The sequence below is a fragment of the Paenibacillus melissococcoides genome, assembly GCA_944800085.1.
In the GTDB taxonomy this organism is placed as follows: Bacteria; Bacillota; Bacilli; order Paenibacillales; family Paenibacillaceae; genus Paenibacillus_B; species Paenibacillus_B melissococcoides.
The window spans coordinates 310,468-334,813 of record CALYLO010000009.1; the positions used below are offsets into that span (position 1 = coordinate 310,468).

Sequence of the window (24,346 nt, forward strand, 5' to 3'; positions counted from 1 at the left end):
AAGAGGGGACTTCTATTGTATCAACCATTCATTTCCACCGTCCCGTGACTTTGGATTCATTTTGCGGCATTTCAGGCCCAAAATGTGAAACCGGTACATGACTTTTACCCGGCATGTGGAAAAAGAATAGGTTGCCGTAACTATAGGAATGTCCAATATCGCCACGGAGGGCTACCCATGATTGAAATTCGTTTATCGGTTGGATATGAAGAATATGAAGAGGGAGAGAGGATGTCTGGGCTGATCGAGAAGCTGGCAGCCGGAGAGCATAGTGAGCAGCTCGTCAGCCTAATTATCGGCGATTGGGGACAGGCCTACGAGAATTCCCCTGACAGCTTCCTCGATACCCTGATTGGAATCGGGAATGCATGCGCGGCTTAAGGAGTTGGTCATTATTTGCGGCGGACTGCCCGCAGAGGTGCTGGCCGACATCCGGAACGCGAAGCTGCCGGAGCTGCGGAAGCTGGAGCTGTATCTCGGCGTCGATGAATACGGCTTCTCCGGTTCGCTCGATGACGTGCTGTCCGTAGCGAAGCCCGGTTTATTTCCGAAGCTGACCTATCTCGGATTGAAGGACAGCGAGATTCAGGACGAGATTGCGCAAGCGCTGGCCGATGCGCCGATTCTGGATCAACTGGAGACGCTCGATCTGTCATACGGCACCTTGTCGGACGCAGGCGCGGAAGCGCTGCTCGCCCGGCTTCGGCTGGAGGCGTCATCTGCCGGCATCCCGGTGCGCTGGGTGAACGATCCCGCAGACATCGCGGTTATGTTCGACAAGCGGCGCTGCTGGGAGCATCTCTCCCGGCATGGCGTGCGCATGCCCCCTCTCCCTGCCCTGGCCGGCTCGATTGCCGGCTATGAAGAGCTGCAGGCCGCCATCCGCTCCAGCGGCATGCACCGCCTCTTCCTTAAGCTGGCCTGCGGCTCCGGGGCGGCCGGGGTCATCGCGTATCAGTGCCAGCCCGCGACCGGGGCCGAACTGGCGGTCACGACGCTGGAGATGGAGGAACGGGCGGGAGAGACCGTCTTTTACAATTCCGTCCGCCTGCGGCAATACCGGGACCATGCGGAGATCCGCCGCATGGTCGACTGGCTGTGCGGAGAAGGGGCCATGTGGAGCGCTGGATCGCGAAGGAGCGCCTCGACGGCAAATCATTCGATGTGCGCCTGCTCGCCGTGAACGGGTCGGCTTGCCATGCCGTCCTGCGGCTCAGCTCCAGCCCGATCACGAACCTGCATCTGCGGAATGAGCGCCGTCCGCTGGACGAAGGCATGATCGCTTCCGGGGTGGCGGAAGCGGGTTACACGCAATATTCGATGCGGCACTATCTGCTGAAGGCGATTCTGCATCGCGAAGGGCTGGAGCTGGCCGCCTATGCGGAGCGCTTCGGCAGAGAGGCGATGCGGCAGCATCCCGAACTGGAGCAGCTGCTGCGCCTCGGCCTGGCCGAGTTGGAAGCGGGCGTGCTGCGGCTGACGGCGCTCGGGATGGCGTATTCCGACGCGCTCGGGGACGAGCTGATCACCGCCGACGTGAGAGAGCGGATGGAAGGATATGAGCTGCGATGAGGGCGGTGCTCTATTACCGGGGGAAGCTGTTGTCCTGCAATTACGCCTGCCCGTATTGCCCGTTCAGCAAGACGAAGGACAGCGGGGAGACGCTTGCCCAGGACAAGCGCCAACTGGAGACGTTCATGGGCTGGATTCGGGCCCAGGAGGAAGCCGGGACGGCTTTTTGTCGCAATGCAGGCGGCTGTATGAGCAGGGCATCTCCTTCAGCGTCGGCACCGTCGGGGTCCGAAGCGCCTTCGCGCGATCGAGGAGATCCGGCGCCTGCTACCGGAAGACGTATACGTCTGGGTCAACGCCTATAAGGATCGGCCGGATTACTATGCGGCAGAAGAAGTAAAGCGGCTGCAAGGCGTCGATCCTTATTTTGCGATCAATCTGAGGGATTACGACAGCCTCGGCCGGCCCTGCGCAGCAGGGGAGTCTGTCTTCTACGTTCAGGGCTCCGGCATCGTGAAGCGATGCTACCAGGATCGGCGCGTCATCGGCCATCTGTATCGGGACGGGCTGTAAGGGCTGGCGGCTGAGCGTGCCTGCGGAATGAAGAACTGCGGCTGCTATATCGGGTATATTCATATGCCGGAGCTGGAGCTGGGCGAAGTGTACGCGGAGGGACTGCTGGAGCGCAATCCTATGCGGCATGATTCACTACGAAAGGAGGGAACGAAGATTGTCTGAACACGCATTCACATTATGGCTGACGGGATACTCCGGGGCGGGCAAGACGACGATGGCGCAGGCGATCGCGGCCTCGCTCCGCTCGCATGGCCGCCGGGTCGAATGTCTCGACGGCGATGAGCTTCGCGCCGCCATCGGCAAGGTCTCGGCTTCAGCCGGCAAGACCGGATGGAGAATATCCGCCGGATCGTATATATTAGCGGGCTGCTGGCCCGCAACGGAATTATTCCGGCCGTCTCGGTGATCAGCCCGTACCGGGACATGCGCGCTTACGCGAGCGAGCGGTTGGCGCCCTTCGTCGAAGTGTTCGTCGATTGTCCGCTGGACGAGTGCGAACGGCGCGATCCGAAGGGCTTGTACGCCCGGGCGAGGGAAGGAGATATCCCGATGTACACCGGCGTCTCGGATGGGTACGAGCCTCCGGAGGCGCCCGAGATTGTCCTCCCGCCGGATCGCTGCTCCGTGGAGGAAGGGGTGCAGCTCGCGCTGAACCGGCTGAAGGAGCTGTCCTTGCTTACCTAGTAGTCATGGTCATGGCTCTCCGCCAGGCGGCTTGCGTCCGACTTCTTGAGGCGGAGGCGGAGAGGGGCGGATAGTGGTGCGGCAAGGAAACAGCCGGCCGTGATGCTACTCCTGACCGGCTTCGTTCAGATAAGGCCGAACATCTTCGATCGGGATGGCAAGTCCGACATCGATCGATTCCTCGCCCTGCTTCACGGTCGAGGTGGCGAAGACGACGGCGATGACGCGGCCTTGCTCGTTCAGGACCGGGCTCCCGCTGTTGCCTGAGTGGATCGGAGCCTGAATCATCAGCACGGGCCGCTCGCGCTGCTGCAGCGGGGTCAGACCGAGAATCTTGCCTTCGATAGCGATATGATAGAAGGAGAGCGGGTTGCCGATGATATGAACTTGGGAGCCTTCCCGCCATCCGGAGTTCGTCTCCAGCGGCAGAGCAGGCAAAGCATCCGGACTGTCCCGCAGCTTCAATACGGCTACATCCAAGGCGGCGTCGCTTGCGATCACGTCGGCGAGATACGTTTTATTATTTTGAAACGTGACCGATCCGGTCTTATCCTCCGCCATCACGTGGCGGTTCGTAATGATGATGCCTTCCGCGGACACATTGAAGCCGGTGCCCTTCCGATCCCGCGCATTGACGACGACGACCGCCTGCTTGAATTGCTGGATCTGTTCACTCTGCGATAATTCCTTGTCCGCATGGAGGAAGCGGAGGGCAGGCAGATTGTAGATCTGCGGCCAGAACGCGATCACATTGCCGAACAGGAGCAGGGCAAGCAATATCGTTATCGATTTAGCCATCCATTTTCTTCGCGGACCAGGCTCCAGATCCTCCTCTTCGTACTCGTCCTCCCGAATCCACTGCTCGAATTCTGCTTCGGTTAACGGTTCCGAATGGCCGTGCTGCGGCCATTCGCCGGGCCGCTGCGCCATGGCGGAGGGCTGCCGTTCGCTGGAGGCTTCCGCCGATCCGGCTTGGGCCTGTTCATCGCACGGCTCTTCTTCCCGGAGGTTCATGCCTTCGCTCGCATCCCGATCATCCATCGTCTCCTTGCCGGCGGCGGAGACATCCCGGGCATCCCCGCTCTCGCTTACGGAGCTCCCGGGAACGGACCGCTGTGCCGATTCCTCGGCCGGATCGGACGCTCGCCTCGCCTCGTTCGGCTTGCTTGGATTCATCGCTTTATCCTCCTCGCATCAGATTCGTGCAGAGAACCTGGAAAGTGTCATGCCCTTGCTGCGGGGCTCATACGGATATTATAGCAAATCGCCTTCCGGTCAACGAACCAATCGGCCTGTCTGGAAGGCTGGACGGGATGCAAAGTACGATGTGAAGTAGTAGAATGAGGAAAAAACTCGTTGCTGCCGGCCGATCCTGATTGAAGCTGGAGCTTAGCGGGTACTTATTGTGGAGAGGACGGTTCGATTTTTGCAGAGCCAGAGACCAGGCCAACGTTATTCGCTTCTTCGCCATTCGCCAGGCAAAGGCTGTATCCCCAAGCTGATCATGAAGAGGAGGAATCCCCGATGTTATGGGATGTTCGAATCAATGTGCACCGCTACGATCCTTATCATTCTTGGTATGCGCACCTTGGCGCGAGACCGGCGAACCGCAGAGGCCTCTCCCGCACCAAGCCCAGCTTCCATGACATTCTGCATGAGAAGCGGAAGCGGGCCGGTCACCGGGAGCGACAAGCAGACCGGCAGGCCAAGCCGGGGAAGGAGCATGCCATCGTTGCCCGGCCAGCACGGCTGCAGCCTCCGCTCGGGTAGCGAGCGCTGCAGCCCGGAACGCACCGCCCGCGCGGTAGCCCGCGTCCCGTGTTCCGCCGCAGGCGGGTGCCGCTCATTTACGTTACACGTTATCCGAGATGTTCGAGAATGGTCCGGTATGCCGTGACCGCCTCGCAATCGTGAACATTGAACACGGTTGGATCGATGCCGGACTTGACGATGACGGCATGATGCCGCCGATTGATATAGATGTGCTGCCCGTAAATGCCGCGGGCCATCATTTCCGAGCCGTCGCTGCCGCGCGGCGTCCACCACTGATACTGATAGCCGAAGCACTCCTCGGCTTGCCCTGCCTGCAGGTCGGCCCGATCGGGAATGACCGATTCCTTCATCCACTTCTCCGAAATAATCTGCCGGCCGTTACAGGCCCCCTGATGCAGGACAAGGCGGCCGAATTTCGCGTAGTCCCGCAAAGCCGCATTCAAGAAAGCGTAGGCAATCTCATTGCCGTGCAGGTCGGTGTTCCAATAAGCGTCGTATTCCATGCCAAGCGGCTGCCACAGCTTTTCCTCCAAATAAACCGATGTCTTCTTCCCGGTCGTCCGCTCCAGCAGCATGGACAGCACTTGGGTATCCACGCTCTTGTATTGGTAATGCCCCGGCGGCTGCAGGCGCGTCAGGTTGCGCACGAACTGCGGGATCGGCATTGCCGTCTCCCCGAAGACATCATTGAAAATGGTATAAATCTCCGCATCGGGATCGGCGTAATCTTCGTTGAAGCGAACGCCGGAGGACATTTGCAGCACATCCTTGATGGTTGCTCCGTCATAGCCGCTTCCGGACAGCTCCGGCAAGTACCGCGTTACCGGATCATGGACATCCCGCATCGCGCCTTCGTCGAAGGCGATGCCCATCAGGGCCGAGACGAACGATTTGGCGACCGACATCGACATGGCGGTCGATTCCCGCGTATATCCGTTAAAATAGCGCTCCGCCACGACGGCATCATCCTTGATGACCAGCCAACCGGTGGCTTTCACCTTGTCCATATATTGCCCGACGGTGGATGTTTGGCCGTTGTAGCTGTAGCGGACATCGCCCAGATTTTGCAAGTTCTCGGAGAACCGGAACTTGTCTGCCGGCGCGTGAATATCGCGCTTCGGCAAAATATGGTCCATATTGCGGAAATTCCAGGCAATATGATCCTCCTTCAGCAGCGTACTCAGCTTGGCGAGATCGTATTGGGGCTGGCCTGCCCCGGTTTGCGCGGCTGTCTTCATCGTTTTTCAAGCCTCCCATACTTTTATCTGTGCGTCTGCGCGGCACTTCCTTCATTGTACTGTACCCTGCAAGGAAGGACAAATTTTACCATGAAATCCAGGGACTGGGACAGGAACTGCCCGCTGCGTGTTGAACTGTTGGTGGCAGGTATTTCCAATACAATTTCTCAAAGTCCAGGCTCCGATGCCAAGCGGGCAGACTTGGGAATCTGGAATAGCGGCTGCCGAAGCTGGTCCTGTATCTGAATCAGCATGTGACGGAATATGAGAAGCAGCTTGTCTCCGAGGCGGTGCTCTCCTCCTTATCCGATGGACCGAAAACGCGAGAGCAGTTAAAAGCCGAACTGAAGCACTCATTGACCCTCGAGCCTTCTCTCATAGACTATTTACTGTCTCCGTGGGGCGGCATACTTAAGGACTTGTCTTATAAGCGAATGGTGATTCACGGGAACCCGTTCGAGCCGGAAATCGCATTCCATCTTACAAGCTCGTGGCTGCAGGACCGGCCCGACGTCCATCATGCGTATGATCAGGAAGTGCCGATCTCATTTCGATTGGCGATCTGCACGATAATAAAAACATAGATAGAATGAGCGCTGCGGCGGCCGCTCCGACAGTAAAGCTGCTGCCGAAGTTCGATCCGCTCTTATTGGGACATAAAGAGAAGTTTTATATGGAAAGCGAGCATTACAAAAAAATTTATGGCGCGGCGGGCCATGTCCATGCGGCTGTCGTGATCAACGGCATGGTAGCGGGAACATGGAAAATGAAAGGAAAAAAAGTAGACATGCGCCTGTTTGAAAATGCAGATGGATATGCAGGTTTGCGGTCCGAACTCAGCCGCGAAGCAGAGATAACAGCCTCTTTTTACAACCAAAGCTCTCGGCTGCATCGTGCTGGCGCGGCTAACCCTTATTCCGGGTGATCCGAACCTCTATGAAAATGCCGCAGCAGTCCGTAGACGCAGCTTCCCGGGAAACGAATCACAACGTGACATGACAGTGAACCTGAGCATGCAAGGAGCGTGAGGAGCGATGGCAACGAGCAAGACAGCACGGGACGAAGACTTGACGCTGTGGTACGCGCGGCCCGCGGGCAAGTGGACGGAAGCGCTGCCGCTTGGCAACGGGCGCTTCGGGGCGATGGTGTTCGGCGGGGTGCGGCGCGAGCGAATCCAGCTCAACGAGGATACGCTGTGGGCAGGGCATCCGGTCAGCGAATATTGTGGAAGCGGCCGCGGCGGTTCACGCCGGAGGCGCGCTGCGAATCGCCGCTGGCGAGTGATGCGCGACGAATAAAAGCGTTCCCGGCGCATCTCGGTGTGCTTGAAGGCGCGCTGCAGGCCGCGCGTGAACGGCTCAATCCTGCAAATATGCAGGAATTATTCCCGAGGAAGGCGCATTCTTGCAAGGATTCCTGCGAAAATACAGCTTTTCATCCCATTTCTCTTCCATGCGAGCCGAAAAGGAGGGAATTGCTGTATATTTGCAGTTTTCCCTTTTCCAACAAGCGATGCAGGCGAGAATCCTGTACATTTGCAGGAATGAGGAGCAGGCTCCATACCGAACCGGGAAAAGGTGCCGAATAAGGTACCACCGGTACGTACAGGAGAGGAACGATAGGCAGCCCCAACTCCCGGTCCCGGAAAGAGCGAAGGACGTATTTCTTACATCGGAGCAACATCCTGCGCAAGATGAAGTGATTTGTACCAATTTATTTACGATTTCACATAGTGAAAGTGATTACTTTCACTAATAAGCGTTAATTCCTGTGCTATCATGATGATGTAGTGCACAGTACTGTTACGCTGCAGACAAATACAACAAGAGAAGACAAGGGGTTTAAGCGACATGAAGAGGATGAAGAAAGCGGGAATCATGGTGCTTGTCCTGTGTATGTTCGTGATGCTGGCGGCATGCGGGAGCGGGAACAAAGACGGCAAGGAGGCCAATAATGGAGGGGATCAGGATCGGATCGTAACATCCATCGGGGAAGGCGATGGGAAGCACGGTACGATTAAGGTAGAGGTCACGTTTGAGAACGATGAGATTAAAGATATAAAAGTGCTCGAACAGAAGGAAAACGAGGTGTTGGCCGAGCCTGTATATAAAGAGCTCAAAGAGATGATGATCGCCACGAACAGCGCGGAGGCGGATGCGATCAGCGGCTCGACGGTCACAAGCCAAGGCTACATCGACGCGGTGAAGGATGCGGTAGCGAAGGCGGGCTTGACGCTTGTCGCGAAGCAGGCGGCTGGAAAAACCCAGACAGACGAGCCGGCCGACCAGACGTATGATGTGGTCATTATCGGGGCTGGCGGCGCCGGCTTCAGTGCGGCTTTGGAAGCGAAGCAGGCGGGCGCTTCGGTTGTCCTGCTGGAGAAAATGCCTAGCGTAGGCGGCAACACGCTGATTTCCGGCGGTGAAATGAATGCGGCCAACACGTGGGTGCAGAAAAACCTGGGCATTGAAGACAGCACCGAGCTGTTCATTGAAGATACGCTCAAAGGCGGAGATAATATCGGCGATCCGGAAATGGTCCGCGTGCTGGCCGAGAACGCGACCGCTGCGGCAGAATGGCTGAAGGATGAAGTGAAGGTGAACTTCCTGGAGGATCACCTATTCCAATTCGGCGGCCACTCCGTCAAGCGCGCGCTCATTCCGGAAGGGCATACGGGCGCCGAACTGATTACGAAGCTGAAAAAGCAGTTGGACGAGATGGGCATCGATCTGAAGACGAATACGAAGGCCGAGAAACTGCTCACGGATGACAGCGGTAAAGTGATCGGCGTCGAAGCAGCCGGAGCGAACGGCGGCACCATCACCTTCCATGCCAACAAAGGCGTCATTATTGCATCGGGCGGCTTCGGATCCAATGTCGAAATGAGAAAACAGTACAATCCGGAATACGATGAAAAATATATGACTACGGATGCGCCGGGCACGACGGGAGACGGGATTGTGATGGCGCAGGCAGTCGGCGCCGCCCTGACCAATATGGAGAGCATTCAGACTTATCCGGTGTGCAATCCGAAGACCGGCGTTATCTCGCTCGTTGCGGACAGCCGTTTTGACGGGGCGATTCTCGTGAATCAGAGCGGCCAGCGCTTCGTCGAAGAGCTGGAACGCCGTGATGTCATCTCCAAAGCGATTTTGGCTCAGGAAGGCGGCTATGCCTACCAGTTGTGGAATCAGGAAATTGGGGATATCGGCAAGACTGTCGACACGCATAAAGACGAATACGAAATGCTCGTCAAAGACGGCCTGTTGTACAAAGCGGATACGCTGAAGGAAGCAGCCGAATTTTTCAAGATCGATCCGGAAGCGCTGCAGGCGACAATCGACCGCGTCAACAAATTCGCCAAGTCCGGAAAGGACGAGGACTTCAACCACCGCGCGGGATTGAAGGATATGAGCAAGGGGCCTTATTATATTCAAAAAGCGGTGCCTTCCGTTCACCATACGATGGGCGGACTGGTTATTAATAAGACGACACAGGTGCTGAACGAGCAAGGCCAGCCGATTGCGGGCCTGTTCGCCGCAGGCGAGGTCACGGGCGTCATTCACGGCAAGAATCGGCTTGGCGGGAATGCGATTGCCGATGCGATCACCTTCGGGCGCATCGCCGGCCAGCAAGCGGCCAAATAAATAGCAAAAGAAAAGAAACCGTAGCCGCAGCATCAAGCTGCGGCTTTTTGCATGGGGCGGCGGTCGTTGAAGCAAGCCTTCGGCCTGGAGGAGCCAGCATCTTGTGACCGAGGTCCAGGCTTTTTTGCATTTTTGGCTCCGGGGTTCGATCTGAGGAATACTGCCCATTTTGTTATATAACAATAAAAAAATTAAAAAAACAGTATTGAACAGTTCTTTCCAGTGTTATATAATGACGTCAACAAAACAGTTTTGTTATATAACAGAAAAGAGGGGGGACGCGGAATGGATTGTCCTGTATGTGGCGGTAATGGCGATTTGGACTGCTTTAAATGCATGAGCCCGATGGCTGAAGGCCAGGAACACCATGATTGCCCGTTATGCGAGGGCAGGCGGTTTCTTCCTTGCAGCCGGTGCTCCGGCAACGGTTACCTGGAGCAGGAAGCATGAAGGGAATGAAATTTAAATCGATGGAGGAGGATGGACGATGAGCGGTACAGGCAGAACGGAACTCGAGCAGATGAAGGAACAATGGTCTGGGGCCCGTTATCAAGGCATCCGGCGTCCGTATTCGCCGGAAGACGTGTTGAGATTGCGGGGGTCTTTGAAAATCGAATACACATTGGCCCAGCGGGGATCCGCGAAATTGTGGGATCTGCTTCATTCGGAAGATTATATCCATGCGCTGGGAGCCTTGACCGGCAACCAGGCGGTTCAGCAGGTCAAAGCGGGACTGAAGGCCATCTATCTCAGCGGATGGCAGGTGGCGGCGGACGCGAACTTGTCCGGACAGATGTATCCCGATCAGAGTCTCTATCCGGCGAACAGCGTTCCTCATGTCGTGAAGCGAATCAATCAGGCCTTGCAGCGCGCCGATCATATCCAGCATTCCGAGGGCAAGAATGACATCGATTTCTTCGCGCCCATCATCGCGGATGCCGAGGCCGGCTTCGGCGGGCCGTTGAATGTCTTCGAGCTCGTGAAGTCCATGATCGAAGCGGGAGCCGCGGCCGTCCATCTGGAGGATCAGCTTGCCTCGGAGAAGAAATGCGGCCATATGGGCGGCAAGGTGCTGCTGCCGACGGGGCAGGCGATTCGCCATCTGATCGCGGCGAGGCTGGCGGCGGACGTAATGGGGGTGGATACGGTCCTCATTGCCCGGACGGATGCGAATGCGGCGCAGCTTCTCACCAGCGACATCGACGACAATGATCGGCCTTTCCTGACCGGAAAACGCTCGACGGAAGGCTTCCATTATGTAAGGGCGGGATTGGAGCAAGCGATAGCGCGGGGCTTGGCTTATGCCCCTTACGCCGACATGGTCTGGTGCGAGACCTCCGAACCGAATCTGGAGGAGGCGGAACGGTTCGCGCAAGCCATTCACGCCCGCTATCCCGGCAAATTGCTGGCGTATAACTGCTCCCCATCCTTCAACTGGAAACGGAAGCTGAGCGACAAGGAGATCGCCACCTTCCAGCAGAAGCTCGGCGCGATGGGCTATAAGTTCCAGTTCGTCACCTTGGCCGGCTTCCACGCCTTGAACCACAGCATGTTCCAACTGGCGAAAGGGTACAAGGAGCGGGGGATGCAAGCCTACTCCGAGCTCCAGCAGGCGGAATTCGCCAGCGAGGCGGAAGGATATGAAGCGGTCCGCCACCAACGGGAAGTGGGAGCCAGTTATTTTGACGAAGTGACTCAGATTATTGCCGGAGGCCTGGCCAGCACCACGGCGTTGGCAGGTTCGACCGAGCAGGAGCAGTTCACCCGTTAATGAACCATATTTCAGTATTACAGCCATTGAAAAAAGGGGGTTCGACCTATGAACCGTGTGAGCCAGTCACACCGTGAATTGAAAGGGGAATGCAGCTCCGAAGCACATTGCATCATCTTGACGCCTGAAGCGCTGGACTTCGTGGCCGCGTTGGAAAGGCGGTTCGGGAAGCGGCGCAAGGAGCTGCTTCAAATGAGAGACGATCGCCAGCAAAGACTCGATGCAGGCGAGTGGCCGGACTTCTTGGCGGAGACGGCGCATGTCCGGAACGGGGATTGGACGGTTGCTTCCATTCCGGCCGATTTGCAGGATCGGAGGGTGGAAATTACAGGTCCATCCGGGGATCGCAAAATGGTGATCAATGCGTTAAACTCGGGCGCCAAAGTGTTCATGGCGGATTTCGAGGACGCCAATTCCCCAACCTGGGCCAACACGCTGGAAGGCCAGGTCAATCTGCGGGATGCGGTCAACCGGACGATACGGTTCGTGAACGAGGCGGGCAAAATCTATGAACTGAACGACAAACCGGCCGTGCTCAAGGTGCGCCCTAGGGGCTGGCATATGGAAGAGAAGCATCTGTTGATCGACGGAGAGCCGGTATCGGCGTCGCTATTCGATTTCGGCCTTTACTTTTTTCATAATGCGGAGGCGTTGATTCGGCAGGGAAGCGGCCCCTATTTCTATCTTCCGAAAATGGAAAGCCATCTGGAAGCGAGGCTGTGGAATGATGTGTTCGAATTTGCGCAGCAGGAGCTGGGCATTCCGCGCGGCACCATTAAGGCTACCGTCTTAATCGAGACGATCCTGGCCGCCTTCGAGATGGATGAGATTCTGTACGAGCTCCGCGATCACGCGGCCGGCTTGAATTGCGGGCGCTGGGACTACATTTTCAGCTATATCAAGAAGCTCCGGAGCAAGCCGGACGTCATTTTGCCCGACCGGGCCATCGTGACGATGGAATCGCCATTTATGACGGCCTATTCGCTGCTGGCCATCCAGACGTGCCATCGGCGCCAGGCCTACTGCATCGGGGGCATGGCGGCCCAGATTCCGATCAAAAACAATCCGGCGGCCAACGAAGCGGCGCTGGAGAAGGTGCGGAAGGATAAGCTGCGGGAAGCGCGGAACGGCCATGACGGCACATGGGTGGCGCATCCCGGTCTCGTGCCGATCGCCATGGAGGTGTTCGATGCCCATATGCCGGGACCGAACCAGCTCGGGAAGCTGCCGGAGCGCGAGATTACCGCGGCGGATTTGCTGGAGGTTCCTCAAGGGCCGATTACCGAGGCCGGCGTCAGAATGAACGTGTCGGTCGGCATTCAATATTTGGAGGCATGGCTGCGAGGAATGGGCGCGGTGCCGATCAACCATCTGATGGAGGATGCCGCGACCGCCGAGATTTCGAGAGCCCAGCTCTGGCAGTGGATTCATCATCCGCGGGGCGTGCTTGACGATGGGCGCAAAGTGACGATCGAGCTCTTCGATCGAATCTTTCAGGAAGAGCTGGAGAATCTCCGCCTTCGCATCGGCGAAGAGCAAGTTCCCGGCTCCCGGCTGACGCTGGCCGCCTCTTTGTTCCGCGATATGACGGTTGCCGATACGTTTGAGCCGTTTTTGACCCAACCGGGTTATATGCACTTATCCTAATTTCGTAAAAGGAGGTTCACGCAAATGGCGATGAACAAGGTCGAACACGATACAGACGAGACGATGGAGCACACGGCGTTTTATCCGCTGTCTCCTGTATTTTTGGACTTGTACTATCATTCGAGCAGCGAGGAAGTCCAGCAGTCCTCCTTGCCGCTGTCGCACTATTTCATTACCAATTATTATTGCTACCGCAATGATTAAGCAATAGCTCGCAAGCTGATCTCCAACAGAGCCTGTTCGAGGAAAGAACGGGCCTGTTGGATATTTTCTTTTTCCGCTTCCGTTTCAATATATTCCCCATGCTATATAATAGAAGTATTCCGCTATATAACAGAGGGGATAGCTTATGAATTCTCACGAAATGATGACAAAGCACGGGCAGATTATTCAATATATTGAGGAGCTTGAAATCGGGACGCGGATTTCGGTGCGCAAAATCGCGCAGGCCTTGAACGTGAGCGAGGGGACGGCTTACCGCGCCATCAAGGAAGCGGAGGGCCGGGGCATCGTCAGCACGAGAGAGCGCACGGGCACCGTCCGGATCGAGAAGAAAGAGCCGCAGCATATCGACAAACTGACCTTCGAAGAAATACGAAGCCTGGTGGACGGAGAGGTGCTGGGCGGCAAAGCGGGCCTCGACAAGACGCTGAACAAGTTCGTGATCGGGGCCATGCAGCTCGAAGCGATGATCCGGTACATTGAACCGGGGAATCTGCTCATTGTCGGGAACCGGAACAAGGCTCATCACACCGCGCTGACCTTGGGGGCAGGGGTGCTGATTACGGGCGGCTTCGATACCCCGGCGGAGGTTCGCGAGCTGGCGGACGAGCTGGAGCTTCCGGTCATCAGCTGCAAATACGACACCTTTACGGTGGCTGCGCTCCTGAACCGCGCCTTATCCGAACGGATGATCAAGAAGCAGATCATTTTGGTCGGCGATATCATTCGAAAAGACATTCCGCTCACCTCGATTCACCAGTCCAGCACAGTCGGGCATTTGAAAAAGCTGATAGAGGAAACCGATCACAACCGCTTTCCCGTGGTGGATGATACGAACAAGCCAGTGGGCATGATTATCGCCAAGGACATTATCGGCGCTTCCGACAATGAACCGATCGAGCATTTCATGAGCCCCAATCCGATTACGGTCATGCCTCACACCTCGATTGCGACGGCGGGCCATATGATGGTATGGGAAGGCATTGAGCTGATTCCGGTCGTGGACGAGGAGAAGAAGCTGATCGGCGTGATTAGCCGCAAGGATATATTGAAAGCGATGCAATCGGTCCATTCCCAGCCCCAAAAGGGAGAGACGCTGGAGGATCAGATCTGGTCGGCGTTCGAGGAGATTCGGGACGACGATGGCGGGCTCTATTTCCGCGGTCCCGTTCATACCTCGATGATCAACCAGATGGGCTACATCTCCGAGGGCATCCTGGGCAGCATGATCACGCTTGCCGTCACCCGTACGATTAAGCAGCATAAGAAGAAGGATCTGCTTATCGACCACACCTCCGTTTATTATTTGGCGCCGATCGAAATCGAGAACATCGTGGAAATGATTCCGACCGTGATTGAATTAAGCCGCCGGTTCTGCAAGATCGAAGTGGAAATGTTCGTCCAAGGGCAGCGCGTGATCAAGGCGATGGTGACGGCCCGAATTTTGGATTAGCGCGCTTCGCGAAAAAAGCTTGTCCGATTTCCTGGATAGCGGAGATTATTCGCCGCTGTGCCAGGTGGGCGGTTATGACTGGATACGCCATGATCAGATTCAATGGTATATCCGGCAGTCGCGGGCGTTGACCGCGCGGAACGCCGGGCAGCCGCTGCCGGCGCTCGCGTTCTTCCACATTCCGCTGCCGGAGTATCACGAGGTGTGGAATACCCGGACGTGCGTGGGCTCATCAGATGGAGCCGATTTGCTCGCCCGGTGAACTCGGGCCTGTTCGCGGCGATGGTCGAAATGGGAGATGTGATGGGACCTTCGTCTGGCATGATCATGCGAATGACTTCTGCGGGACGCTGCATGGCATCCGTCTCTGCTACGGCCGGTCCGGCAATATGTCAGCTTCGTGGATGGAGAGCGGAGAGATCATTTCCCGACGGGCGCGCGCGTCATTCAATTGAAAGCCGGGGAACGCGGCTACGAGACATGGATTCGCGAGAGCGACGGCTAGACCGTCGGCGCACAGCCGGAGCATCGCCCCGAGGTTCGCGCGTAATCCTATTTCACCAAGTATAGAAGCAGGCAGCCATCCCGCGGGACGGCTGCCTGTTCATATAACTAAGTATTTTTTTTCTTCCACGAACAAAGGAACTTCAACGAAGCCTTGCTCCGTTGTCTTGATCAGGCCGATATCGGACAGGCGCAGCTCCTGCCGATCACCATCAGGCTATGGCAGTCATGGGCGACGGTCGTCGCGATGGCGGCCGGAACCTGGAAGCCGACGTCCGACACGAGGCCGAGCGCCTGGTTGCCGTAGAGGCGTCTCCTTTTGTGAGCTAAAAATTATGGCAGCAGCATAAGTATAGTTCAAGGAAAGATTTTCTACACGTTGACCGATTGAAGCGATTCCTATGAAAATAGCGATTTCATAGCTTTGCCCTCACACAGAACTGGAAAATCATAGTATAATTAGGGCAATCAAGTTCAAAAAAGAGCTGCGCTTGTGTCCATTTCTGCGAAACCGAACATATTTATCGGCTCATCGAGGGAAGCGATTGACATCGCGAATGCCGTGCATTCGCAACTCAACTATTACGGCCAAGTTTCCCCTTGGTATGCCGGGGCATTTGGCGGAAATGAATATACGATGGAGACACTGGAGAGAGAACTTGAGCAGCATGATTTTGGTATTTTCGTTTTCGCGCCGGATGATGTGGCATTGCATCGCGGGAAATATCTCTTTGTTCCACGGGATAATACGTTGTTCGAGATGGGGCTGTTTTGGGGAAAGCTGGGGCGGGGCAGAGTGTTTGCCATCATTCCCGGCGAGGTCCGGGAACGCAGCGATCTGATCGAAGGGAAGACGATACATGAATTTCACGTGCTCTCCGATCTGCAGGGGCTTACGCTGCTGAGCTATGAGCTGCGGACGGATAACAAGCATGAGGCGGCCGTGTCGGTGGCCTGCCAGCAGCTGATCCGCAAAATCAAGGAAGAGGGCTTTTTTCAAAACCCGCGCAGCTTGCTGGCTGCCAAAGAGACCGAGCTGCTGCAGAAGCAAAGCTTGCTTCACTTTTTTTGGGAATACACTCGCAATCTGCCGACTACCAATGCGCAGGAGAAGTATCAAGCGCTGTATGAGGCGGTCCGCAACTCCATCATGCCTCCGCAAGGCTTTCGCGTCACCGGGGCGGCGCTATGGCGCAAGCAAGGCCATGATGGCATCGAGCAGGTGGCGGGTAACGTAGGGAGAGGGCAGTTTTTCTCGTTCAGCGCGGCGGAGCGCCGGCAGGACAAGGATCATCAAATTTACGTGATAGATGTCTTCCTTAACGGAAAATGGTCTTTTTTCAAGCGCGAGGAGCTTGCGCTGGTTTATGTGCTATGCTATCCTCTTGGTAGAGAGCACGTGCTGTCCGTGTATTTTGCCGGGCAGAAGCTGCTCGATGAATCCGAATTGGCCGCGATTGTACATCTGAACAATGATTTGCTGCGAACCATTGACCACTTAATTGGAGGTGATTCCGCATGACGGGCGATCATCCGATTCACTTGCATAAGGGAAGCGCCGGAATCAACAAGCTTAACCGCCAGGCAAGAGGTCCGTTTGGCCGTTCCAGGAAGAAAGGCATTCGTGGAAGCGGTCAGCATAACGCGGCAGATATTGTCTACATTGGCCCTTCCGTCGAAGGCTCGGACGAAGAATATGTGAAGGTGCTCAGCGGCGAAGTCGATCGAACAAAGCCTTCATTCGCATAAACCGATAAATGAATTCATCCCGATCATCGGGCGCAAGATGACTTCTTTCAGCGAGGAGTCATCTTTTTTCGATCCTTACCGGGCATGGAGCGGGTTGCGGGATGGTCAACGGCATCCATATCTCCATTTTCAATGTTGTAAGCGTATTCAACTTTTGTTGGGAGGGATGAGTCTTGTCGGATAAAAGATGGGCGGCTGTCCTCGGCTTGCTGCTCCTGTCCTTTCTTTATCTGCTTTTTCAGTTCATGTCATCCACCTACCGCAACCAGGCGTTGATTCGCCAATGGAGCGAGGCGGAGACCGGGGCGTCCGGCAAGCCCCACGTCATGCTTATCTCGCAGGAGCTGGACAATCCGTACTGGCGGATGATCGAGCAGGGGGCGAGAGATGCGGGGAACCGGCTGGGCATGGCGTTGGAATATGTCGGGCCGCTCCGCGTCAATCCGGAGGAGCAGACGATGCTGCTGGAGAAAGCCATCGCCGCGAAGGTGGATGCGATTCTGCTGCAGGGCATTCACAGCATCACCTATACCCGGCTGATTGACCAAGCGGTGGCGCAGGGAATCCCGGTCCTTACCGTCGATGCCGATTCGCCGGACAGCAAGCGGCTCAGCTATGTCGGGACGGACAATTATGAGTCGGGACGGAGACTGGGCGAGATTGTAGCCGAAGCCGGCCGCGCCTTCTCCGGGCGCCTGGTGACCAAAATCGGCGTTCTCATCGGCAGCAATCTGGCCGAGAATCAGACGCTGCGGCTGGACGGATTCCGCTCGGTCATTAGCTGGCACCGCTCGCTGCAGATCGTCGATGTCCGGGTGTCGAATATTTCACGGATTGAAGCGGCGCAGAAAGCGTCGGAGATGCTGTATTTGCATCCGGATATTGCGATTATCGTCGGGATGAGCGCGCTGGACGGGGCGGGCATCTTGCAGGCCGCCAAGAGCTCGGGCCGGGACGATGTGCTTATCTTCGGCTTCGATGATATCGAGGAGACGAAGCAGGCGATTGTTCGCGGCGAGATTGCGGCCAGCGTCATTCAGAAGCCGTACCGGATGGGCTATGACAGCGTCTCGATCATTCATGATGTGCTGCAGGGAAGAAGCGCGCCGCCCCATCATCTGATGGATACGGAGATACTGACGAAGGATGGCATCCGCTTGGGTGACGAGCGATGAATATCCGCACGAAGCTATTCGTATTTATTCCTCTTCTTGTCGTCCTGGTCAGCTCCGTCACTTATTTTATTTATTTCAGCAGCCGGACGATGCAGGAGAGCTACAACCTGATGATGGAGCGCATTCTGCTGTACAAGCAGATTGCCCAGCAGACGGAGCAGCATCTTCGCACGCTAAGCCGTTACTTAATTGACCAGAAGGACACGACATACCACGAGCTGGCGATCCAGCAGGAAGAGCTGCTCGCTTTGAAGCGGAATCTGGCGAGGCAGGCGGAGACGGACAGCAACGAGATCTCCGTCCGGAATTATGACCATATGCTGGACTCTTTCCTCGAAAAAGTGGAGGAGGTGCTGGGAGCGACCGATGTGCGCGGCTTGCGGTCGTTTGTCGTCTTGTATGAGGATACGGAAAAAATCGCGGGATTCATTCGCGATCAGGGCCAGTCGCTCGTCGATCTGGAGCTGAGCAGCTATCAGCCGTATTACCGGCAAATCCTGCAAAATACGAAGCAGATGAACAAGATCGGCCTCGCCCTGTTCGGGGTCAGCCTGCTGCTCAGCATCGTCTTCGTCATCTGGCTGTCGCGGAGCATCAGCCGCCCGATACATATGCTGGTCCGCACCGCCAAGCAGATCGCGAAGGGCAATCTGCAGATCGCGCCTCCCGTGTTCCGGCAGGACGATGAATTCCGGATTTTGTCGGAGGCGTTCCAGCATATGCTGGCCAATATCCGCAAGCTGATTGCCAAGGATATGGAGCATCTGGAGCGGGAGCGCCTCGTGAAGGAGCTGGAGCTGCGGGCGCTGCAGAGCCAGATTAACCCGCACTTTCTGTTCAATACGCTCAATGTGCTGTCGAAGCTGGCGCTGATTGAGGGAGCCGACCGGACGAGCGACTTGACCGTGTCCGTCTCGAATCTGCTCCGCTATAATTTGCGCAAGCTGGATACCCCGGTGACGCTGCGCGAGGAAGTGGACAATACCGCGGAATATTTCTCGATTCAGCAGGCGCGCTTCCGCGAGCGCATCCGCTGCGAGATGAGCATCGATGAGCGGGCGTTGGCACAGTATATCCCGTGCCTGTCGCTGCAGCCCATCGTCGAAAATGCGTTCATCCACGGCGTCGAGGGCATGGAAGAAGGCGCGGCCGTGCGCTTGTCGATTGCCCGCTCGGATACGGAAGTGACCGTGACGATAGCGGATAACGGAGCGGGGATGGATGAGGCGACCCGGGCCTCGCTGTTGGGCGAGGGTGCGCCGCAAGCGGACGCCCGCTCCCGCGGCGAAGCGCAGCGCTCGACCGGGCTCGGCTTGCAAAATGTATTCAAGCGGCTGCAGCTCTTCTACGGCCGGCAGGATATCGTGGAGCTGGAGAGCGAGATCGGGAGAGGCACTACAATCAGGCTCCGGCTGCCCATTTATGAGGAGGTGGAAGCGGATGTACCGTCTGTTAATTGCGGATGACGAAGCGTTGGAGCGGGAAGGCCTGGAGTTGATTATTACCCGGGCCATGCCGGACAGCTTCGAGGTGATTCATGCGCCCAACGGGCGCCGGGCGATAGAGCTGGCGGAACGGCATCGTCCGGATATTGTGATGATGGATGTGAAGATGCCGGGCATTCAGGGGCTGGAAGCGCTGCAGGACATCCAGGCGCTCCACAGCCGGGTGAAGATGGTGCTGGTGACGGCTTATGATCATTTCGCCTATGCGAAGCAGGCCATTGCCTTGGGAGTGAAGGATTACATCGTGAAGCCCGCGAAGAAGGAACAGATCATCGGCGTATTGCAGCGGCTGATCCACGAGCTGGAGCAGGAGCGAAGCAAGCGCGCCAGCGAGCTGGCCTTGCGGGAGACCGTCTCGCGCCTGATGCCGCTGGCGGAGAACGAACTGGCCATGATGCTGATGAACGACCGGATCCAGGACTGGAATGTGCAGGAGTTGGCGGCACTGGCGCAGTTCCCGCTGCAGATGGGGTATGCCCTGGTCATAGCCGTGGCCGCTCCCGGAACGGACGAGGCTTCCGGGGCCGGGAACCGGCGCTGGCGGCTGGAGAACGTATACACCGCCGTCAGGCAGGAACTCGCCGGCCGTCTGTCCTGTATCGCCAGCCCGATTATCGGCGAACAGATGACGGTCTTCGTCCGCTTAAAGGACGGCGCGGAATATGCGAAGGAGGATGTGCTCGCGATGGGACAGGAGCTTGTTCCTGTGCTGCGGCAAGCGGCGGAGGGGGCCGTCCATATCGGAATCGGGCGCTTGAAGCTCGGCATCGACAAGCTGCGCGAATCATATGTGGAGGCGGCTTGCGCGGCGGCATACGCCCGGAATGCAGCTTCTGCCGCGGTCGTTCATTTCGATCAGGTTCCGGTTCGAGCCGGAACCTATTCCCGCCCGGCACAGCTTCAAGCGATCCGAAGCGGAACCGATACGGAAGAGGCGCTTCAGGCGGCCATCGATCAAGTGCAGGCGAGCCGTGATCGGGAAGCGCATGCCGTTATCGAGCAGGCGCGGGCGATTATCCACGAGCGGTTCAACCTGCCGCTGGCCATGGAGGAAGTGGCCGGGATGGTTCATCTGAGCCCGCATTATTTCAGCAAATTGTTCAAGCAGCAGGCCGGAGCGACGTTCACCGACTACATTATGCAGCTCCGCATCGCCCGGGCATGCCAGTATATTGAGCAAAATAAGCTCTCATTGAAGGAGATTTGTTACCAGGTGGGGTATCGGGATCCGAATTATTTCAGCCGCGTGTTCAAAAAGGTGACAGGCATAGCCCCGACCGAATACCGCAGCCGTCATAGCGGCGATTGATTAGGCGGCGTGCTCCTGAATGGGCCGGCGAAGGATAGGCCACACCGATTCGTACGGAGAGGCCGGCCCGCCCCCGCATCGCAGCGGCCTCTTCCGTTCCTTGCCTGGACGGAATTGTCTTTTGTCAGCGGAACAGGGCAAATAAGTGCTAGTTCTTCAGATCACGCCTCCGTTTTTTTTTCCGTCCTTAAATCCATCCAGATGAATGACAAACGAGTGCAGGTCTTCGCGCCCCGGCAGGGATAGAGTTGTGTTACTTTAGATGTAAGCGGTTTCATTGTATCCGCAATGGAAATCCACGCGTGGGGGGATATGACATGAGGAAACACATGCTGTTGATGCTGTCTGTTATCTGTATCATGAGCCTGCTCCTGGCGGCTTGCGGCTCCGGTTCGGATGCGAAGCCTCCGGAGGCGGCCAAGCCGGCAGCGGCCGGGCAGGAAGAAGGAGCACAGAATGACGCTGACAGGCCGTCTTCCGGAGAGAAGAAGTCGGTTGAGATTTTTAGCTGGTGGACGGGAGCGGGAGAAGAGGCAGGGTTATTAGGCCTGATCAAGCTGTTCAATGAGAAGCATCCCGATATCGAAGTCATCAATGCCGCCGTGGCCGGAGGCGCGGGCACGAACGCCAAGGCGGTGTTAGCCAGCCGCATGCAGGGCGGGGATCCGCCGGGAACGTTCCAGGTGCATGGCGGGGCCGAGCTGAACACGGGCTGGGTCGCGGCCGGCAAGATGGAGGGCTTGAATGATCTGTTCGAGAGCGAAGGCTGGATGGATAAATTCCCGAAGGATTTAATCGAGATGGTGAGCGAAGGCGGAACGATCTACTCCGTCCCCGTCAATATCCATCGCGGCAATGTCATTTTCTACAATAAGAAAGTGTTTGACGATCATGGATTGACTCCTCCGGCCACCTTCGAGGACTTCTTCCAAGCGGCCGATGCGCTGAAGGAGAAAGGCATCACCCCGCTGGCGCTTGGCGACAAGGAGCCTTGGACCGCCACCATGGTATTCGAAGCGGCGCTCCTTGGCGTGCTCGGCCCGGAAGACTTCAAGAAGCTGTATACGGGCGAGATCGCGTTCGACGATGCGAGAGTGAAGGACACGCTGGAGAAGACGAAGAACATGTTCAGCTATATCAACGACGATCATGCGGCTCGCAACTGGCAGGATGCTGCGCAGCTCGTCGCTAACGGTCAGGCGGCAATGAACATTATGGGCGATTGGGCCAAAGGCTATTTTACGACCGATTTGAAAATGCAGGCGAATGTCGACTTCGGCTGGATTGCGACCCCGAATTCAGGGAACAGCTTCATGGTCATTACGGACACGTTCGGCCTGCCGCAGAATGTCAAGGACGCCGACTCGGTGAAGAAATGGCTGAAGGTGCTCGGCTCCGTCGAAGGACAGGATGTGTTCAATCCGCTCAAAGGGTCGATTCCGGCGCGCATCGATGCGGATGCGAGCAAATACGACGCCTACGGCCAAGCGACAATCGAAGACTTCAAGAAAAGCAGCCTCGTGCCGAGTCTGGCGCACGGCTCCGCCGCTCCCGAAGGCTTCGTGACCCAGGTCAATCAGGTCATGACGATCTTCGTTACGAACGGGGACGTAGAGCAGGCGGCCCGCTCGCTTCGCGACGCCCAGCTAGCCAGCGGCATCGCGAAGTAGGGGGCTGCCGGGGCCATCCTCGGCCGGCTCTGACGGACATTGCAAGCGGGGCCGGCGGCAGGATTCCGCTGCCGGCTGCCGCGGTCAGGAGGGATGACTATGAATGCCGCAGGCATAGGCGGAGAGACGCTGCGCCCATCCGTGCCGCCGGAGCGGAAGGCGCGGCGGCGAAAGAGGGTCAACATCGTGCCCATATTGATGGTGCTGCCCTCTCTTGTCGCGATTGCGATATTTGTATATGGCTTTATCGGATGGAGCGGATATGTGTCCTTCTCCGACTGGAACACGTTAGCCCGCAATTTGGACTTTGCCGGCTGGAAGAATTATCTGTTTCTCTTTCAAGATTTCCGGTTCCAATCGGATTTGCGCAATACCTTCGTATTCACGGTGCTCTTTATTGCCGTGACGATTACCTTCGGCCTGCTGTTGGCCGTGCTCGTCGATCGGAAGATTCGCGCCGAGTCGTTCTTCCGCAACATTTTCATTTTCCCGATGGCGCTGTCCTTCATCGTTACCGGCGTCGTCTGGCAGTGGATCCTGAACCCGTCGACAGGAGTGAACTTGATTCTGAAGGCCATCGGGATGACGGATGTGCCCAAATGGTATGTCAGCACCGACATTATCCCGGGCTTCCGCTTCGGGCAGATTGAGCTCGGGCTGCCCGTCGCCCTGATCGCGGTGGTCATCGCCACCGTCTGGCAGCTCTCGGGCTTCGCGATGGCCATGTATCTGGCCGGTCTGCGCGGCATCCCCGAGGAATGGAAGGAAGCGGCCCGGGTGGACGGAGCCGGCGAATGGACGATCTTCCGGCGCATTCTGCTGCCGCAGCTCCGTCCGATTACGGTCAGTCTCATCATCATGCTGACTCATATTTCATTGAAAATCTTCGATCTTATCTATGCCATGACCGGTCCGGGAGCGATGTTCGTGACGGATATGCCCGGGGTCTACATGTTCGAGACGACGTTCCGGGGCAATCATTACGCGCAGGGGGCCGCAATCTCGATGGTCATGCTGGTGCTTATCTCGCTGTTAATCGTCCCGTATCTTCTGACAAGCATGAGGAAGGAGGAGGCATAGATGACGAAAAAGCGGGCGCAACGAATAGCGCTGTACGCCGGTTTGACGTGCTTGGCCTTGCTCTTTCTCGTGCCGGTATATGTGCTTCTTGTCACGAGCTTCAAAGGGTTGGACGAGATTACGCTGGAGCGGATGTGGGCGTTGCCGAAGAGCCTTGATTGGTCCGGGTACCGCGAAGCTGTGTCCAAGCTCTATCCGCATTTGAGCAACAGCTTCCTGCTCGCGGTTCCCGCCACCTTATTATCGGCTCTGTTCGGCTCGATGAACGGCTACGTCTTGTCCAAATGGCAGTTCAAAGGCTCGAACGCGCTGTTCGCGCTGATGCTGTTCGGCATGTTCATCCCGTATCAGAGCATTTTGATTCCATTGATTCAGTTCATGCAGCGCATCCATCTGTACAATTCGATTCCGGGGCTCATCCTCATTCATGTTGTCTATGGCTTGCCGGTCTGCACGCTCATGTTCCGGAATTTCTACGTGGCGATACCGAATGAAATGCTGGAAGCGGCCAAAATCGACGGCTGCGGCTTCTTCGGCATCTACAAAAACATGATGGTGCCGCTCTCCGTGACGGGCTTCGTCGTCGTCGGCATCTGGCAGTTCACGAACATCTGGAATGAATTTCTGTTCGCGGTGACGATGACAACGCAGAAGCAGCAGCCGATTATGGTCGCGCTGCAAAATTTGTCCGGCAGCCAGATTGTGCAGTGGAACGTCCAGATGGCCGGGGCGCTGCTCGCGGCCCTGCCGACGCTGCTCGTCTATATTTTCCTGGGGAGGTATTTCATTCGCGGCTTGCTGGCCGGATCGATTAAAGGATAAAGCGGTCTC

Annotated in this window: 23 protein-coding genes and 3 pseudogenes; 23 read left to right on the forward strand and 3 right to left on the reverse strand. The window is 56.9% G+C overall.

Annotated elements, in window-relative coordinates:
* Positions 1–177: 177 nt before the first annotated feature.
* The 5 genes and pseudogenes from OCY70_RS27735 to OCY70_RS27755 form a co-directional block, all read left to right on the forward strand.
* Positions 178–697: pseudogene (locus OCY70_RS27735) on the forward strand (STM4015 family protein); the annotation flags it as partial.
* Between the two features lie 419 nt (positions 698–1,116).
* On the forward strand, positions 1,117–1,572 hold the full coding sequence (locus tag OCY70_RS27740) for a hypothetical protein (RefSeq protein ID WP_249724499.1): 456 nt from the start codon (positions 1,117–1,119) through the stop codon (positions 1,570–1,572).
* Positions 1,569–2,250, forward strand: a pseudogene (locus tag OCY70_RS27745) (hypothetical protein). The gene OCY70_RS27740 and the pseudogene OCY70_RS27745 overlap by 4 nt, the downstream one beginning before the upstream one ends.
* A complete protein-coding gene (locus tag OCY70_RS27750; protein ID WP_261945239.1) occupies positions 2,243–2,494 on the forward strand; it encodes an adenylyl-sulfate kinase in 252 nt (83 codons plus the stop codon). Before OCY70_RS27745 ends, OCY70_RS27750 begins: the two are co-directional and overlap by 8 nt.
* Positions 2,419–2,772, forward strand: a complete 354-nt coding sequence (locus OCY70_RS27755; RefSeq protein ID WP_261945240.1) for an adenylyl-sulfate kinase — start codon at positions 2,419–2,421, stop codon at positions 2,770–2,772. Before OCY70_RS27750 ends, OCY70_RS27755 begins: the two co-directional genes overlap by 76 nt.
* Positions 2,773–2,877: 105 nt before the next feature.
* Here the strand turns inward: OCY70_RS27755 and OCY70_RS27760 are convergent, their stop codons facing one another.
* On the reverse strand, positions 2,878–3,948 hold the full coding sequence (locus tag OCY70_RS27760) for a S1 family peptidase (protein WP_213426421.1): 1,071 nt from the start codon (positions 3,946–3,948) through the stop codon (positions 2,878–2,880).
* Between the two features lie 348 nt (positions 3,949–4,296).
* On the opposite strand from OCY70_RS27760, the gene OCY70_RS27765 reads away from it, so the two are divergent.
* The gene (locus tag OCY70_RS27765) at positions 4,297–4,542 is read left to right on the forward strand and encodes a hypothetical protein (protein WP_213426422.1); all 246 of its coding nucleotides are present in this window, start codon (positions 4,297–4,299) and stop codon (positions 4,540–4,542) included.
* 89 nt (positions 4,543–4,631) lie between these two features.
* Here the strand turns inward: OCY70_RS27765 and OCY70_RS27770 are convergent, their stop codons facing one another.
* The gene (locus tag OCY70_RS27770; protein WP_213426423.1) at positions 4,632–5,783 is read right to left on the reverse strand and encodes a serine hydrolase domain-containing protein; all 1,152 of its coding nucleotides are present in this window, start codon (positions 5,781–5,783) and stop codon (positions 4,632–4,634) included.
* 254 nt (positions 5,784–6,037) lie between these two features.
* On the opposite strand from OCY70_RS27770, the gene OCY70_RS27775 reads away from it, so the two are divergent.
* The 9 genes and pseudogenes from OCY70_RS27775 to OCY70_RS27815 all read left to right on the forward strand — a co-directional run bounded on the left by OCY70_RS27775 (position 6,038) and on the right by OCY70_RS27815 (position 14,785).
* Positions 6,038–6,367, forward strand: coding sequence for a hypothetical protein (locus OCY70_RS27775; protein ID WP_213426424.1), 330 nt, complete (start codon positions 6,038–6,040; stop codon positions 6,365–6,367).
* A gap of 5 nt (positions 6,368–6,372) precedes the next feature.
* Positions 6,373–6,708, forward strand: a complete 336-nt coding sequence (locus OCY70_RS27780) for a DNA glycosylase AlkZ-like family protein (RefSeq protein WP_213426425.1) — start codon at positions 6,373–6,375, stop codon at positions 6,706–6,708.
* Between the two features lie 109 nt (positions 6,709–6,817).
* Positions 6,818–6,994 (forward strand): annotated as a pseudogene (locus OCY70_RS27785) (glycoside hydrolase N-terminal domain-containing protein); the annotation flags it as partial.
* Positions 6,995–7,633: 639 nt separating this feature from the next.
* A complete protein-coding gene (locus OCY70_RS27790) occupies positions 7,634–9,430 on the forward strand; it encodes a flavocytochrome c (protein WP_213426426.1) in 1,797 nt (598 codons plus the stop codon).
* Positions 9,431–9,917: 487 nt separating this feature from the next.
* Positions 9,918–11,201, forward strand: coding sequence for an isocitrate lyase (aceA, locus tag OCY70_RS27795; RefSeq protein ID WP_213426427.1), 1,284 nt, complete (start codon positions 9,918–9,920; stop codon positions 11,199–11,201).
* 48 nt (positions 11,202–11,249) lie between these two features.
* Positions 11,250–12,848, forward strand: coding sequence for a malate synthase A (gene aceB / locus OCY70_RS27800; protein WP_213426428.1), 1,599 nt, complete (start codon positions 11,250–11,252; stop codon positions 12,846–12,848).
* Between the two features lie 24 nt (positions 12,849–12,872).
* Positions 12,873–13,052 carry a hypothetical protein gene (locus OCY70_RS27805; protein WP_213426429.1) on the forward strand — a complete coding sequence of 60 codons (180 nt, stop codon included), beginning with the start codon at positions 12,873–12,875 and terminating at the stop codon, positions 13,050–13,052.
* Between the two features lie 145 nt (positions 13,053–13,197).
* Positions 13,198–14,523: a DRTGG domain-containing protein gene (locus OCY70_RS27810; protein ID WP_213426430.1), complete on the forward strand. Its 1,326-nt coding sequence runs from the start codon at positions 13,198–13,200 to the stop codon at positions 14,521–14,523.
* A gap of 19 nt (positions 14,524–14,542) precedes the next feature.
* Positions 14,543–14,785, forward strand: coding sequence for a hypothetical protein (locus OCY70_RS27815; RefSeq protein ID WP_213426431.1), 243 nt, complete (start codon positions 14,543–14,545; stop codon positions 14,783–14,785).
* A gap of 413 nt (positions 14,786–15,198) precedes the next feature.
* Here OCY70_RS27815 and OCY70_RS36350 read toward each other — a convergent pair whose 3' ends face one another.
* A complete protein-coding gene (locus OCY70_RS36350; protein WP_373871409.1) occupies positions 15,199–15,309 on the reverse strand; it encodes a hypothetical protein in 111 nt (36 codons plus the stop codon).
* Between the two features lie 211 nt (positions 15,310–15,520).
* Here OCY70_RS36350 and OCY70_RS27825 point away from each other — a divergent pair, with 211 nt between their 5' ends.
* From OCY70_RS27825 to OCY70_RS27860, 8 genes are all read left to right on the forward strand, one after another.
* Positions 15,521–16,549, forward strand: coding sequence for a TIR domain-containing protein (locus OCY70_RS27825; protein WP_213426432.1), 1,029 nt, complete (start codon positions 15,521–15,523; stop codon positions 16,547–16,549).
* On the forward strand, positions 16,546–16,776 hold the full coding sequence (locus tag OCY70_RS27830; protein WP_006677681.1) for a cupredoxin domain-containing protein: 231 nt from the start codon (positions 16,546–16,548) through the stop codon (positions 16,774–16,776). Before OCY70_RS27825 ends, OCY70_RS27830 begins: the two co-directional genes overlap by 4 nt.
* A 173-nt stretch (positions 16,777–16,949) precedes the next feature.
* Positions 16,950–17,951, forward strand: a complete 1,002-nt coding sequence (locus OCY70_RS27835; protein WP_213426433.1) for a substrate-binding domain-containing protein — start codon at positions 16,950–16,952, stop codon at positions 17,949–17,951.
* Positions 17,948–19,417, forward strand: a complete 1,470-nt coding sequence (locus OCY70_RS27840) for a sensor histidine kinase (RefSeq protein ID WP_261945241.1) — start codon at positions 17,948–17,950, stop codon at positions 19,415–19,417. Before OCY70_RS27835 ends, OCY70_RS27840 begins: the two co-directional genes overlap by 4 nt.
* Positions 19,392–20,765, forward strand: coding sequence for a response regulator transcription factor (locus OCY70_RS27845; RefSeq protein ID WP_213426435.1), 1,374 nt, complete (start codon positions 19,392–19,394; stop codon positions 20,763–20,765). Before OCY70_RS27840 ends, OCY70_RS27845 begins: the two co-directional genes overlap by 26 nt.
* Positions 20,766–21,082: 317 nt before the next feature.
* Positions 21,083–22,435 (forward strand): ABC transporter substrate-binding protein, encoded by a 1,353-nt coding sequence (locus OCY70_RS27850; protein WP_213426436.1) that lies wholly within the window; start codon positions 21,083–21,085, stop codon positions 22,433–22,435.
* Between the two features lie 99 nt (positions 22,436–22,534).
* Complete coding sequence (locus OCY70_RS27855) at positions 22,535–23,515, forward strand: carbohydrate ABC transporter permease (protein ID WP_213426437.1); 981 nt, start codon at positions 22,535–22,537, stop codon at positions 23,513–23,515.
* On the forward strand, positions 23,516–24,337 hold the full coding sequence (locus tag OCY70_RS27860) for a carbohydrate ABC transporter permease (RefSeq protein WP_213426438.1): 822 nt from the start codon (positions 23,516–23,518) through the stop codon (positions 24,335–24,337). It begins immediately after the preceding gene.
* Positions 24,338–24,346: the final 9 nt, after the last annotated feature.